Genomic DNA, 14,495 nt, shown 5'->3' with positions numbered 1-14,495 from the left:
TGCTTTTAATGTTAAAAATCAATGAAATCGAAAAAATGTACCCATTTACCCCTCCCTCTCACTGCAAATATTCGTATCCGAGCCTTGCCAGCCCTTTCTGAATGACCGGATCCTGCATCACATAGTTCCACACCAGACCGGTACGAAAGTTTTCAATCATCATCAGCATCGGTCCCTGGTCAATACCGATAAAGTCATCATCAATCCAGTTGGCCGTCATATTGAATGAGTCATAAAAACCATACCTGCCCCAAAGTCTCCCATCATAAGCCGAGAGCATCCACTCAGCGGTCGGCAGCACGATCTCCGGAGCAAAGGGCAGTGAAGAAAGCGGCCCGTAAGGGGCAATCGTACCATCGTCAAAATAGTTATGATCGGGACCGCTGGTCCCGCGTCCGGCATAACCCAGGAACTTCTTATCATCGAAATCATATTTCTCGGTGGGGCCGTCGGATGCAGTGATTCCCCAGCAAAGTGAATCATAGCCAACCCAGCCTTTGGGATTGTCGATGGCGTACTGCCGCTGAACGTAGGTTGCACGGCGGGAGTTCTCATAGTATTCGATGCCTTTGTCTTTCATGTACAAGTCAACCAGGCCGCGATAATCAATGAAGGCCTGGGAGAACTGGTGGCCGAACAACGGAGGGAAAGCCACATGGGAAAGACCTTCGTAAGGCGTTTGCCATTCATAGGTTGATAACCATGACTGATAGCTTCTTTCCACATTTTCCATCCCTGTGCCGGCAGCCAATACGTATAGGAACAGGCCTTCGTTGTAACCGCTCCAGCCAAAATCGAGCAAACCCTTTTCCGGTGACCAGGCCATGGAGATCGCATGCGGATGTTTCGCGGTTTCAGGCAATTCAAGGAAGTTCCATTCCATCCGGCCAAGCAAATGTGTTGCCAGGGTGCGGATCTTGTTTTCCACATCGTTGTCCAGGCTGTAATAGTTCCGTGCAAAAAGGATCCCCATCATCAGCAGGCCGGTATCGATTGAAGAAAGCTCGCAGTTCCATTCCCGTGTACCGGTTTTCATATCCAGGAAGTGGTAGTAAAATCCCTTGTACCCCGTGACAGCCGTGTCAGCGCTCTGGACAGAGTTGTTAAAGAAATTGAGCATCTTCAGGGTGATTTCTGCTGCATGTTCCCGTGTGATCCAGTTTCGTTCGGCGCCGATGGCAAAACAGGGAATGCCAAATCCGGTGGAGGCGATGCTGGCCGGTGCCCAGGCTGCTGCACGGTCCTTCACAATACCCCAGTCGGGATGATGCTCATTCAAAAAGAAAAGAAACGTCTTTTGCTGGATCGAATCGAGCATGGTTTCCTGATCGGGTGACAGGGGATAATTTACCTTTCCCTGGGATTTGAAGGCCAGCTGCTCCGTCGGGGGAGCACACATTGAAAAGGCAAAAGCAATGAACAGCAATAGAATGCTGACTTTATTCTGATCGTTCATGGGTATCCTTGTTTTTGGGATGCTGGATTGTAAAAATAAAAAAAAATTGCATTGTTGAAGAATAACAGGAACCTCAATGATGATACGAATAAACGTGAATAATCCGGGCAAATCCTTCCGATAAGGACATATTTTTTAACATTTTTTTTCGTCTTGATTTTTTTGATTTCTATGTATATTTACCACCTAAAACAAAAAGGGATATTCTTTCTGATCGTTGACAAATTAACCAAAGCACCAGCAGGCATTTCAAAATCACGATATATTTTTTTCATAATTCATTGATTGCATAACTTGGATTGATTGCAGATGATTAATTCATTACAAACAAAAAACCATGAAAACGAAATTATTCTTTGCACTTCTGTGCCCTGTTCTGATGCTCTCCAGCTGTCAGAAAGATGATGAGCCAACTACGGCTAACCGTGAATGGACAGTCATTGGGTATTTCAACGGCAACAATAACCTCGACCACACCCAGGCAGGCACCAGCTACATCATTGGTGATGTACAGGAGATGGAACATGCAGGTTGTTCGGATCAGGTAACGTCCATTGTCATGCTCAGTTCCCTTAAAACCGGCGGGAATGCCAATTATTACAAAATTGAAATAGGGGAAAACCAGTTGCCCGACCAGGTTAAATCGCCGATGCTGGAGGATCTGGGCTCCAAGGACATGTCGGACCCTCAAACCCTGATTAATTTTATCAAATATGCAGTTGACAACTATCCGGCTAAAAAGTATATGTTGATATTGAACAGTCACGGAGGCGGATGGTATGGGATAAGTCCTGATGAGGCCAATGGCAGTGGCGATATGATGAGCCTTCAAAACCTGCGGACGGCCCTGGCCTCAGGTCCGCATTTTGATGTGATCGTTTTCCATGCCTGTCTGATGAGCATGACAGAGGTGGCATTCGAAATTAAGGATCTTGCGGATTATATGGTATCCAGTGAGATATCCATGCCGGCCCTCAGCGTACTTGGCGGGGATATATGGCTCAAGGAACTGATCGACAATCCCACCATGACTTCATTAGACCTATCCAAGCGAATTGTGCAATGCGTTTATGACAATGGTGCGCTTGCACAGAAAACAACCCATATGGCGGTCACTGATTTGAAGAAGATGGATCTGTTAGGCGCCAAGATCGCTAACCTGGGTAACAAACTCACCACGGAAGTAACCCAGGAAACCTGGGCCGAAGTATTTGAAGCATGGAGTGAAACCCATTACATCAATGAATCATTCCCTTCGTTTACGGACCTGCGGGAGTTCATCAAGAAACTACAGCAAAAACCCGGGCTCAGCCAGGTTAATTTAATCACCCAGGCCTGTTCTGAGGCCTTATCCGCCTTTAATGAAACCGTACCCTTTACCAAGAACTACCTTCAGAACTCCAGCCAGCCCTATGGAGGGTTAACCATTCATTTTCCCAATAAAGTGGAACAATTCGATGAAGCCAAATATACCGATCTTAAATTCAAGGATACCAACTGGTACAATTTCCTGAAAATTTTTATTGAAAACACGCAGGGAGGCGGTGGCCAGGTCGGGGATACGGAAGTGGGTATTTCAGGAGCGGTGACCTTTCCCGGCCACACCCTATCGGGTCACACCTATGTCTACGTGTACACGGTGAGCGGAACGGAGGTCACATTGCTGGGATATATCAACACCCAGGCCGATGGGACTTATGAGGCTCTGATCCAAGGCATAACGCAGGCAACTGATTTTGCTTTTGAAGCGTTCGATGATGCCAACAACGACCAATCTCTTTCTTACGGAGAAGGATATGGTTTTTGGGATCTGAATGGCAACAGTGTCTGGGATGATATTTTAAACGCACAACCGGGCAATGCGTATAATAACATCAACGTTGTCCTGGCTCCTTTCAATGGGAAGGCTGCGCAAAAAGACGGGCCGCTGCTGTCAACCGATGGGAATTACCTGAACAGTGTGCCCACACAACGACAAATCCCGAATATTTCGAACTGATTGCAGATCGATTGTTCACTTGGGGCAATCTCCTGGCTGGATTTTCCGTGTGATTTTGACCGTAAAAATGTGACGGATTTACAACATCATTATTGGTTTGTTTGCCATGGTATGAAGATTTCCCCCCTAATCCGAGCCCAGGTTGCCTTTGAAACAGGTGGCCGGGTTTGGAAGGAGATATTCCTGGTCACCCAACACCACTTACTCAACATACAGCTAATTGTAAGTTATTTTGTTAGTAAATAAAAACGGTTACAGAATTATAAATTCATGTAACCGTTGATAGTTCAGTGAACCCGGAGGGACTCGAACCCCCAACCTTCTGATCCGTAGTCAGATGCTCTATCCAATTAAGCCACGGGTCCCCAAACCAGCTGCAAAGGTAATACAATTCCCCCATCCTGCATTCTTCATACTTCATTTTTCATCATTCATTATCTAAGCTGCAAGCAAAATAACCACCCATGACGCGAGGCGCTCCCGACTTTCGTTGGGACAAACTCCGCGCCGAGCAAATAACCACGAATGACCACGACCGACTTTATCGTACCTTTGTACCAATTTACTCCATGAAGGACCATTCTCGTTATATCACCGACGACTTCGGAAGATCATTCTTTTTATATGAATGGCTCCCGGAGGATCCTCCATCCATTAGGGGTGTTGTGCAGATCGTTCACGGGATGATGGAACACGCAGGCCGGTACGCCCCGCTGGCGGAATATATGACCACCAGGGGATTTGTGGTCGTTGCCGAAGACCATTTCGGGCACGGCAGGACCGCTCCCGATCCGAAAGCGCTGGGTCACCTCGACGGAAAGAAAGGATGGCAGGGAATCCTCAGACAGTTAAAATCCGTGATGCTGGACTTCAAGGAACACTATTCCGGCTTACCCTTCACCCTTATGGGGCACAGCATGGGATCCATACTGGCACGGCACTTTGCAATCCTGCACGGAGAAATGCTGGATGCGCTGATCCTTTCAGGCCCGGATCATACGACACTGCCGCTGATCGGTGCAGGGAGAGTGCTTGCTGGAGGCTCAGGCTTCCTCTATGGCCATCACTACCGGAACAGGATGCTCAACTACCTAACGTATAAAACCTTTAATCATCATTTTAAACCCAATCGTACCGCTTTCGACTGGCTCACGACAGACCAGGAGACCGTTGACAACTACCTGAATGATCCTCTATGCGGCTATCCATCCACCTCCGGATTTTATCGGGGAATGTTTCACGGGCTGCTATCCATCAACCGCTCCCGAAACTTAAGGCACATTCCTGACAACCTGCCTGTGTTGCTTTATTCAGGAAGCGAGGATGCGGTGGGAAAGTTTTCAAGTGGGCCCCGGAGGATTGCGCGTCAGTTGAAAGAAGCGGGGATCAGGGATATCACGATGCGCACCTACCCCGGTGGCCGGCACGAGATGCATAACGAATCAAACCGCCAGGAGGTCTTCGCTGACATTGCAGATTGGATCGTTATGAAAACACACGTCATTGAACGAAGTTCCATTTAACAAGGCCACAATGGCACCTGAAGATCTCATTCGCAAATACTACCCTGAAGGATCCCTCTCCTTTGATTATCTGTTCATTCACAGTCAAAAAGTGACGGAAGCCGCGCTCAGCATTGCTGCGCACAATCCGTCGCTGCACCCCGACACCGAACGCGTCCGATGGTCAGCCATGCTGCACGACATCGGCATCTTCATGACCCAGGCGCCTGAGATCGGATGCACCGGCCCTTTTCCCTACATCGCCCACGGCTACCTGGGCCGGGAGCTGCTGGAAAAAGAAGGGTTGTACGAGATCGCACCGGTATGTGAGCGGCACATCGGGGTTGGTATCTCCCTGAACGACATCGTGGTCAACAATATGCCGCTTCCCCACCGCGAAATGGTCCCGGTGACGATCGAAGAAAAAATTGTATGCTACGCGGATAAATTCTATTCCAAAAGCGATAGGTACCTGACCACGCCAAGACCGATCGAGCACATTCGGAAAAAGATCAAAAAGTACGGAGAGGATAAGATCGGGATCTTTGAGGAATTTGTCGGGTTATTCGGGGTCATCTATCTTTATGAATGACATCAACGGTTTTAATCCGCTCACAAGGATCATATAAACCGCTTGCCGGCTTCGGTGTCAACTGTGAATGCTTTGTAAGGGCTCTTTGCTTAAGTGTTTGAATCCCGGAAAGGATCCGTGGCATTGAAATCCGGCCTGAACGAATGCGTGCTGGAAAGCTCCTGGATCCACCCCCTGTGCATCCCCAGCGATTCCATTCGCTGAACGACCTGCGCATATTCCTTTAAACTCACCGTGCGGCCAAGCTGGGAATGATCCCAAACCCTCGGAGTAGGGTAATACTGCGACATAAGCGAGATGTGGACATTGGGCGAGAGATGCTCTGCGATCTGCTCCAGAACCTCCAGGCTGTTCTGAACGTGGCCGGGCAACACCAGATGACGGATGATCATGCCACGCTCCGCCACACCGGCAATTCCGGGGATCAGCGTGGATCCCACCTGCCGGTACATTTCAACCAGACTTTGCAGTGCAACGGAAGGATAATCTTTCGCACCCGAGTAGGCTTCGGCCAGTTTTGCATCGGCATACTTAAAATCCGGAAGGTATACATCAATGAGTCCTTCCAGCTTACGGAGCTCTTCCACCTTGTCGTAGGAATTGGTGTTGTAAACGAATATGGGATGGTGGTCCCGCGCTTTTAGTTCTGCAATGATGGCTTTGGTATGCGGCAGAAAATGGCTGGGTGAAACAAATCCCACATTGACGATCCCCCGGTCGAGGATCCGGGTAATGTCCCTGATCACCGGCTCGATGTCGTCACCATAACCCGGAATAAAAGCGTGCCTGTCGCTGATCTGGTAGTTCTGGCAGTAGACGCACCGCAGGTTGCAGTGCCCGAAAAAAATGTTACAGATCCCCCTGTCCCCCGAAATCGCCGGTTCTTCGCCCCTGTGAATGCAGATGGAGCTGATCGCGTACGACGCATCTGCGTTGCAGTAACCCAGCTTCAATGAGTAGCGGTCAGCACCGCAGTTGCGCGGGCATATGCGGCATTGTTTCAGTTCGGGGAAAGGTTCCAACGGTTCAGGATTGAACGAATGCCACGAATTTAAACGAATTAACCGAATCACGAAAAACTAATTTAAAAAAGTCTTGGGAGGTTATAAAATAGACATTAATTTTGGCTCCTCTGAAAGATCGTTCTTCAGGAAAGAGGTAGTACTGAATTTGACAGAGGATGATTGTTCGAAAAAAACTCAAATACCTAAAAATAAACATCATAGGATTAACGCTCCTGGTCCTCTCCGGTTGCACCACCCTGCGCCTGGTGGAGATCGAAGAACTGGTGCCGGCTGATATCACGCTGCCATCCTCTGTAAAGGTACTTGGGCTCATTAATCCGAACTTTCCGGATGATGTGGATACTGCCCTGAGCTCCCACGTGGCAGAATACCTCCGGGAATCGAATCTGACCTCCACGGAGATCACAGAATCTGTGCTGAAAGGATTCAGGGATGTGATGGCTTATTCACCCCGCTTCCGCTATGTGGACATCCACAGTGATCTGGAGATACCGTCCGACACCACAGATTATATGGGTTTATCCTTATGGGAGCAGATCAGAAAGGTAAGCCACGACAGCGTGGTGGATGCCCTGGTGACGATCAGGGTGATGGATTTTGTCGACAACGTCTATGTAGCCATCCATGAGGATATTGATCTTGAGCTGGAGGGAACCATTGAAGTGACCAACACGTGCAAAGTGCTGGATCCGGTTGAAATGAAAGTTATTGATAACCATACATATACACTCACAGGCTATGGTTACTCGGAAAGTGATTACCTGGATATATTGTTCAACATGCGCTCCAGCAGAAGGCGGGCAGCCCTGGATGCCTGTTTCTGGAGCGGGCAGGAATATGCTTTCCGGATCACCCCCGTCTGGGAAACCACCACACGGAGATATTATACCTGGCCAGGGGATGTTTCCAAACGCGCGAAGGAATTTGTCAGTAAGGACGATTGGCTCTCCGCCGCACGGATATGGAAATCAGAGACTACCAGTTCCAAACGGTCGGCAGCTGCCATGGCCTGTTTTAACATGGCACTGGCCTGCGAGATAGAGGATAACCTTGAAATGTCGCTCTATTGGGTAAAGCAGTCCGACTCGCTTCAGCCGTACCGGATTGCCACACAGGATTATATCCAGCTGTTGGAGGACAGGTTAAAAGAGAGAGCCACACTTGATCAGCAAATAACGATCGAATGAGGATAGTTCCTGCACTGGTATTTCTTTGCTGCATGCCTTTTGTGCAACTGGCCCAGGATGATCCCATCAGGGGATCTGTCCTGACGGTCATGACCTACAACATCCGCCTCAACACCCCCGATGATGGCACCAATGCCTGGAAATTCCGCAGACCCGCGGTCGTAGCACTCATCAACGACCATCAGCCAGACATCTTTGGCGTACAGGAAGCCTTGCACGATCAGATGAAGGATATGCGAAAAAGCCTGCGGGATTATTCCTGGTTCGGAGTGGCACGGGATGATGGCAAAACCAAAGGGGAATATTCTGCAGTTTTTTATAAGCAAAAAAGATTCAAACGATTGGATGGCAGCACCTTCTGGCTGAGCGAAACGCCTGACAGTCAGGGCTCCAGGAGCTGGGACGCCGCCTGTGTGCGCATTGTCACGTGGGTAACGTTAATGGACCGGTGCACCGGCAAAACCCTGTTCTTTTTCAACACCCATTTTGATCATATGGGGGCAGTTGCCCGGTTGGAAAGTTCAAAGCTGTTATTATCCAGGATCCGGGAAATTGCCGGCGACAGTCAGGTGATTTTAACGGGTGACTTTAACCTGAAAGAGTCTGAAGAACCTTACAGGATCCTGACCGACGAATTCAGGGAGTATCATCTGACCGATACGCGACACAGAACCGCAACTGCGGAAGGTCCGGATCACACGTATATGGGATTTGACTTCGTGGGCGAGCCCGGCGATATCATTGACTATATTTTTATCCGAAATTTCAATGAGGTCCTTTCCCACCGGATCATCATCGACAACACCAGCGGCATCTACCCATCCGATCATTTGCCGGTAATGGCAAAAATACTATTCTATTGAATGCCTGCCGATATGAAATCCCTGCGGGATTCTACCTAATCCCAAATTATTATGCTTCATGCCTCTGTGCCTTTGTGCCTCTGTGCCTCTGTGCCTCTGTGCCTTCCATCCACGTCCCCTCCGGAACCCGATAATCCGGATAAAGTGTCACAAAGATAAAATTGAGGCAAACGCGACCACCTCCGCGGGTCCTGAACTGAAGATGGCAGGAATACCCATCCCCGTTGGAATCGTGGTAATCCTCAATTTCCGGCTTGCCGAAAAGTTTGGTGATGGTGTTGTCGTGACTGAGCGCTGAGTAAACGAATGCCGACACCGGCACATAATCCAGCGTCAGTTCGATCCCTTCCCGCAACCTCCACTTCGACGTCTGGTCCTCCTCCGTGGCCGGCCGTGAGAAACCGTACATCGTGAAGGAAAAGAACAGAATGATGATGAACTTCAGCAGTTTTTTGTACATGAATGGTTCAACTTAGCCTCTTCAAATATACGTGATTTTAGTAACTTAGCCAAAAATACTTCTGAAATGAAAGGAATGAATCCCGGCCTGTACCTGCTGCTTCTTTTTCTTGCCTTCCTGGCCGCCTGTCAACAGCCTCCTCTGCCCGCCGGCGATTACCTACGCATCCAGGCTGAGGCGGATGATCCGCTGTATGCAACCTACACGGCAGCCATGGAACGGTCAAGACTATACGGGGATAAAGGATACAAAATGGATTATTATTCTAACTGTTACCCTTTGAATTACTCATCCGACCAGGCAGGCCGGATGTTTGCACTGTTCAAGGTTGATCAGGTGGTGGTCAGGAACATCGGTGAGTACCACCGGAAACCTGTGGTCCACTATTCCTTTCCGGATATGGTTATCCTTGAATATCAACCCTTTGAAGGCATACAGGTGACGGAAACGTTCATGGTTCACAGTTCACGCTGCGCACTGGCCGACATGCAGATCACGAACCTGTCGGCGGTTCCCCACCAGGTGGCGATCTACCCCATCATCGAACTGGCGAACGACTCGCTGCAAATACTGGAATTCGATGAAGCAGCCAACGGTTATCAACTCTATCACTATGAGAGCCCGAAACGACTGATCAGCAACCTTCGCGTGAGCTATGGTTATCCCACCCACTTGCGCGACCTTTTTGTGGTAAATGATCCCGTTTATTCCTATGGCGGATATTCAGGTTCCGTGGATGATTTTTACAACTCCATTAAAACGGATTTCTATTCAGACGACCGGCCCGATACGCTGAACCGGCTAAGGAATGGTTATACCGATTTTGTTGCCCTGCATGCAAAATTACAGCTTGAACCTGGTGTTACAAGGCAAATTAGGTATGTCAGGGGAATACAGGGCCAGCAGGAAAATACGGCTGACCTGAGAGCGGAGGTGGATTCGCTGAAGCAAATGGATCTTGATCCGTTTTTTCAGAAGAACACTGAACTTTTCGCCCTGATCCCGGGGATCGGTTTTAAGGATGAGGCGGATAAGCTGGTTTATCTCAGTGCATTCAATCTTGCACGGGGATGCATGTACCCGCCGGCCGGGGAAACATCGTACAACTCCTACGCATTTTCACGCGAGCCGCTCTGGGGTTGGGGCCACGGGCACCAGGTGCTGCACGAATCCCTGAGCATGCTGGCCTACGTCTACCTGGATCCGGCCTCGGCGGAAGGATCGCAACGTGTCTATATGGAACAGCAGCGCGAGGACGGCCTCATCGCCTATCGGCACGGTCCGCGCGGTCGGCAGGATTATCCGCATTACAGCACCATCTGGCAGGATACGATGTCAACCACCTCTGCCCCGTTCTTTTCCTGGATCAACTGGGAGGTGTACCAGGTCAGCAAAAACAGGCAATTCCTGGAAGACGCATACGAAAGCGGCGTAAAGTACGTCAACTGGCTGATCCAGAACCGTGATTTCGACCACGACAGCCTTTTTGAATGGGGACCCTACGGGATCATCGAGAACGTGCGCGACTGGTACAACGCCGTATTCCAGGTGTCGGCCGAACGGTACCTGGATGTGGATAAAGAAGATATTTCGGATGAGCTGGAATGCCTGGACCTGAGCTTGATGGTGGTGAAGGAGATGCGGTGTTTGGGCGAGATGGCCTCGGAACTTAATGAGAGGAGAGAGGAGAGAGGAGAATGGAGAGAGGAGAGAGAGGGGAAGGGTGAGGGGGAGGGGAAGGGTGAGGGGGATGAGCAAGGATACACTATCAAAGAGCAAAAAGCAAAGAGCAAAGAGCAAAATGAAGCGGATTGGAGTCTGGAGTCGGAGTTATGGAAATTATATGCAGATAGAATAAGTGCTAAGATAAATGATGTGATGTGGGATGAAGAAAGTCAGTTTTTTTACAGCGTGAATCGCGTGGATCATTCGTTCTTTTTTATGGACCGGAATCTGAGGCGGCAGGAGATCATCGGATTCCTGCCGTTGTGGGCAGAGGCAGTCTCAGAGGAAAGAGCCGCTTTGCTTGTGAAGACCCTGACCGATACCACAAGATTCTGGCGTAAATACGGTGTCCCCACCCTGTCGGCAGCGGATGAATGGTATAGTCCGTACGTGGATTACTGCTGCAAATGGAACGGGCCCGTGTGGCTGTTGTGGGACTATATGGTCTGCGACGGGCTGAAGAATTACGGGTATGACGATCTGGCAAGTGAACTGGCGGAGAAGATGCTCCTGGCGGTCAAGACACAGTTATCCAAAAACCACAACTTCTGGGAATCGTACAGCCCCGATAATGACGTGCTGAACTGCCCGTCGAATTACATCTGGGATGCAATAATAGCGAAGGTGCTCGTTGATGCTTTTCTTGAATAACGATAGCTGATTAGCCAGATAGAAGTAGAGGTGGAAATCGAAGCAGATATTTGAAAGGAAATCTGATAGGATGATATCGCACATATTTCACATTTCGTATTTCCTTTTGCAAATCTATCTCTCCTTCCACCTCTGCTTCTATCTGGGTAATCAGCAATGGTAATTCATTCAGGGTGAATCAACAACACACCGGAAGCCTATTGTAGCGCACCGGTCCAGCGACGGCGCCACCATCAGCAGCACCTCCGGGTGATCCACCGGCAGCGGACCACCGGTGACGTACCAGATGCTGGAAGTGGGATAATAGTGGCTGCCGCCGCGGATCAGGCCGAAATAGTACGCACCGTTGTCGTACACCTGATCGATCAGCTGCCAGACATTCCCGACCATGTCTTCCACGCCGAATGGACTTGCGCCTTGCGGAAACGCGCTGACAGGGGTGGTGTGGTTGGACCTGTAATTGCATAACGTTGAATCCATCTCGTTCCCCCAGGGATATTTGCGCATATCACCCCCCTGGGCTGCATATTGCCACTCCATTTCCGTGGGTAATCGTTTGCCGGCCCAATCAGCATACGCCCATGCGTCTTCCAGGGAAACATAGACCACCGGGTGATCCAGCATGCCGGGTGCAGGCTTCCCATGGTCCCAGTGACGAAGGTAATTACTGGTATCGGCAGGCACATAGCCTGATTGCTGAATGAACTGATAAAACTGTCCGTTGGTGACTGGATACCGGTCCATGCAGAATGGATTCATCCGGATCGTTATCGTATCACTGTAATCCGGATAGACCATGAAAGGTTCGAGCGTCGAGGGATCACGCATGGTGTAGAACCGGAAATCGCCAGCCGGGATTGTGACCATTGCTTCCAGGCAGGCCGTAAAAGGCACTGTTTTCTGAGGATTCGATATCAGCCGCGGGTATCCGAGCTTTGTCGTGACCGATCGTTCATCGATCAGGTGGTCATCTTCGAATAACTTGACGACATAGACCTGCTCGTGCCTCCGAAAAAGCGAATAAAGAGGAATATGATGCTCTCCCACGGGAAGTACGCGGTACTCCGATTCATAAGAAGGATATCCGGCGAAGATGGAAATCTTGTTTCCCCGGTTGGCTGCCACATACAACGTATCGCGGACAACGGATACGCGAAGCAGCTCCGGCAGGACCGCAATGCATTCCACGTTGCCTTCGAGGCGGGAGTTGAGGCTGGAGCGATCGAAGGAGGCGAGGTCAACGGATAGCCATTCATGGTCATTCATCGTCATTTGTTGTGATTCAGTGTGGTTCCAGAGGCTGAAGGCATGATAGCCCTCCGGCACATTATACGGGATCAACGGTCCGGAGTAGCCCTCGGGGATGAGGCTGTAGACCGTGAAGATCGTCTTATCGCCATCCTGCCATCGGTTCACCCAGATACTGTCCTTCAGCGAAGGGATGAGCGGGGTCCAGTTCATATCCAGGAACGCATTGGTGTTTTCCCGGAGGATCTTTGTTGTTTTTCCGAGGTAGCGCATTTCCTCTTCGATCCATTCGGGCCGGCCCGGTCGCATCGTATTGATCTCCACGCCGTATCCGTTGAAGAAGGCAACGGCCGTTTCGCGGTGCAGCGGCCCTTCCGCAAGCTGAAGCACCCGGAAGATGGCGAAATCGGGTTTGATGAACTTGTTCATGTTCAGCGGCGGAGGCATATAGAGGGCGTCGTGGACGCGGCCGGAAACGATCCCCGGCATATCCGCGGGCACTGCCATACCCTCGCTGTACATCACAATGCCGGGTTTCACCTTATCGGCCGTGGCCTGCAGCTCATAGCTGGATGCGCCCCGTGTGTCGAGGCAAACGCCGTCCGCATCGATTTCACCAAGCAGTTCTTCCATTCCCTTGAAATGATCTTCCTTGCGGGTGCTTTCATCCCAGGGATTATATGAAATAAAAAATTTCCTGCCCTTTTCATGGAAAAAGCCTGCCTGTTCTCTCAGCGCTGCAACACCTCCGGGCAGGTCGCGGTACATATCCCACTGATTGCGCTGATCCATCCCCAGCCGGGGCCAGGTAGGCCAGATGGTATAGATGTCAAATCCCCCCACCAGCTGATCATAAGACCAGAACTCACCAAAGGATTGATAACCGCCAAAAAACTGATCGTAGTAATTGTGATCCCACGCAAAATAAAGCAGCATCAGGTAGCTGTGACGCACCCAGGCAAGGTCTTCCCTTTCAAAAAGTGTGTTGTCAAATGCCGGCAGGTCATACAGGAAGCGTTCCCTGAACATTTTCGTCAATCCCCTGTGCCAGTCGCCGGTATGCACATCCAGGTAAATGGTGTATTCCACCGAGCCGCCCGGTTTGAGGTCGGTCCACCACCGGCGGACATCCGCATTCTCCGTATTCGTCCGCCTTGCCAGCGCCACCAGCCACAGGTCATCACTGATCTGCACGTCGCTGAATCCCAGGTGCCAGGCATTGTCGGGAAGCACGATGCCCACCGGACCCTGCCCGGGGATGAAGAGCCTGGACCGGCACAGGTATCCGGGCCAGTCGTAAGAGCCGTCGGCCGTGATGTGAACGTGGTCGCGGGACTGGCCCAGCGGGACAAGGTTCTCGATGCGGATGACCGAATCCGGGGAATTGTCCATTTCAGGATTGTCAATTTTTAATGTATAAAGGGGATTGCCGAAGTGATCTTTTTTCCTTACAAGAGAAGCCTTGAGGATCGTGTTGATGGAAAAGGACAGGCTATCGTCAAAGGACAGGAAGCTTATGTCTGCCGAACTGACCAGTGAATCGTTGATGAGGCAGGTGAAGAAAGGAAGGGGAAATTGTAAGTTAATTATTTGATTATCAGTTAGTTTAATTGAATTGAGTGCTAAAAGATCATTATTCCTGAAGCCAGGTTCAGTGATTTTGGATTCCTGGGCCTGCAGAACGATGGTATGAATGGCTAACAGGATATAAAAGATATGTTTTTTCATAAAAAAATTCTATTGTCAGACATTGCGCCTAAAGATAGAAAATATTTATGAAGATCCGT

Annotated in this window: 10 protein-coding genes and 1 tRNA gene; 6 read left to right on the top strand and 5 right to left on the bottom strand. The window is 50.0% G+C overall.

Translation table 11 applies throughout. The features are described 5' to 3' along the window. Positions 1-58 precede the first annotated feature (58 nt). Complete coding sequence (locus PKI34_02545) at positions 59-1,456, bottom strand: glucoamylase family protein (GenBank protein ID HNS16684.1); 1,398 nt, start codon at positions 1,454-1,456, stop codon at positions 59-61. 337 nt (positions 1,457-1,793) lie between these two features. Here PKI34_02545 and PKI34_02540 point away from each other — a divergent pair, with 337 nt between their 5' ends. Beyond that, positions 1,794-3,455 (top strand): clostripain-related cysteine peptidase, encoded by a 1,662-nt coding sequence (locus PKI34_02540; GenBank protein HNS16683.1) that lies wholly within the window; start codon positions 1,794-1,796, stop codon positions 3,453-3,455. 291 nt (positions 3,456-3,746) lie between these two features. Here the strand turns inward: PKI34_02540 and PKI34_02535 are convergent. Continuing rightward, a tRNA-Arg gene (locus PKI34_02535) sits at positions 3,747-3,820 on the bottom strand. Between the two features lie 99 nt (positions 3,821-3,919). Here PKI34_02535 and PKI34_02530 point away from each other — a divergent pair. Together PKI34_02530 and PKI34_02525 are read left to right on the top strand one after the other, a co-directional pair. Beyond that, complete coding sequence (locus PKI34_02530; protein HNS16682.1) at positions 3,920-4,978, top strand: alpha/beta hydrolase; 1,059 nt, start codon at positions 3,920-3,922, stop codon at positions 4,976-4,978. 10 nt (positions 4,979-4,988) lie between these two features. Beyond that, positions 4,989-5,549 (top strand): HD domain-containing protein, encoded by a 561-nt coding sequence (locus tag PKI34_02525; protein HNS16681.1) that lies wholly within the window; start codon positions 4,989-4,991, stop codon positions 5,547-5,549. Positions 5,550-5,638: 89 nt separating this feature from the next. On the opposite strand, the gene PKI34_02520 is transcribed toward PKI34_02525, so the two are convergent. After that, positions 5,639-6,622 carry a radical SAM protein gene (locus PKI34_02520; GenBank protein ID HNS16680.1) on the bottom strand — a complete coding sequence of 328 codons (984 nt, stop codon included), beginning with the start codon at positions 6,620-6,622 and terminating at the stop codon, positions 5,639-5,641. 107 nt (positions 6,623-6,729) lie between these two features. Here PKI34_02520 and PKI34_02515 point away from each other — a divergent pair, with 107 nt between their 5' ends. Together PKI34_02515 and PKI34_02510 are read left to right on the top strand one after the other, a co-directional pair. After that, entirely contained in the window at positions 6,730-7,761 is a 1,032-nt protein-coding gene (locus PKI34_02515) for a DUF6340 family protein (protein ID HNS16679.1), read from the top strand. Next, positions 7,758-8,624: an endonuclease/exonuclease/phosphatase family protein gene (locus tag PKI34_02510; protein ID HNS16678.1), complete on the top strand. Its 867-nt coding sequence runs from the start codon at positions 7,758-7,760 to the stop codon at positions 8,622-8,624. The genes PKI34_02515 and PKI34_02510 overlap by 4 nt, the downstream gene beginning before the upstream one ends. 49 nt (positions 8,625-8,673) lie before the next feature. Here the strand turns inward: PKI34_02510 and PKI34_02505 are convergent, their stop codons facing one another. Continuing rightward, positions 8,674-9,084, bottom strand: a complete 411-nt coding sequence (locus PKI34_02505; protein ID HNS16677.1) for a hypothetical protein — start codon at positions 9,082-9,084, stop codon at positions 8,674-8,676. Between the two features lie 66 nt (positions 9,085-9,150). Here PKI34_02505 and PKI34_02500 point away from each other — a divergent pair, with 66 nt between their 5' ends. After that, the gene (locus tag PKI34_02500) at positions 9,151-11,460 is read left to right on the top strand and encodes a trehalase family glycosidase (protein ID HNS16676.1); all 2,310 of its coding nucleotides are present in this window, start codon (positions 9,151-9,153) and stop codon (positions 11,458-11,460) included. A 168-nt stretch (positions 11,461-11,628) separates the two neighbouring features. Here PKI34_02500 and PKI34_02495 read toward each other — a convergent pair whose 3' ends face one another. After that, the gene (locus PKI34_02495) at positions 11,629-14,436 is read right to left on the bottom strand and encodes a formylglycine-generating enzyme family protein (GenBank protein HNS16675.1); all 2,808 of its coding nucleotides are present in this window, start codon (positions 14,434-14,436) and stop codon (positions 11,629-11,631) included. Between the last annotated feature and the right edge of the window lie 59 nt (positions 14,437-14,495).

The organism is Bacteroidales bacterium (assembly GCA_035342335.1).
In the GTDB taxonomy this organism is placed as follows: domain Bacteria; phylum Bacteroidota; class Bacteroidia; order Bacteroidales; family JAGONC01; genus JAGONC01.
Note: the sequence above shows the minus strand (reverse complement) of the source record. Positions and strands in the feature narration are given on the sequence as shown.

Coding starts and splice junctions, on each gene's coding strand:
- PKI34_02545 (HNS16684.1), bottom strand. CDS start 1,456: ATGAACGATCAGAATAAAGTCAGCATTCTATTGCTGTTCATTGCTTTT.
- PKI34_02540 (HNS16683.1), top strand. CDS start 1,794: ATGAAAACGAAATTATTCTTTGCACTTCTGTGCCCTGTTCTGATGCTC.
- PKI34_02530 (HNS16682.1), top strand. CDS start 3,920: ATGACGCGAGGCGCTCCCGACTTTCGTTGGGACAAACTCCGCGCCGAG.
- PKI34_02525 (HNS16681.1), top strand. CDS start 4,989: ATGGCACCTGAAGATCTCATTCGCAAATACTACCCTGAAGGATCCCTC.
- PKI34_02515 (HNS16679.1), top strand. CDS start 6,730: ATGATTGTTCGAAAAAAACTCAAATACCTAAAAATAAACATCATAGGA.
- PKI34_02510 (HNS16678.1), top strand. CDS start 7,758: ATGAGGATAGTTCCTGCACTGGTATTTCTTTGCTGCATGCCTTTTGTG.
- PKI34_02505 (HNS16677.1), bottom strand. CDS start 9,084: ATGTACAAAAAACTGCTGAAGTTCATCATCATTCTGTTCTTTTCCTTC.
- PKI34_02500 (HNS16676.1), top strand. CDS start 9,151: ATGAAAGGAATGAATCCCGGCCTGTACCTGCTGCTTCTTTTTCTTGCC.
- PKI34_02495 (HNS16675.1), bottom strand. CDS start 14,436: ATGAAAAAACATATCTTTTATATCCTGTTAGCCATTCATACCATCGTT.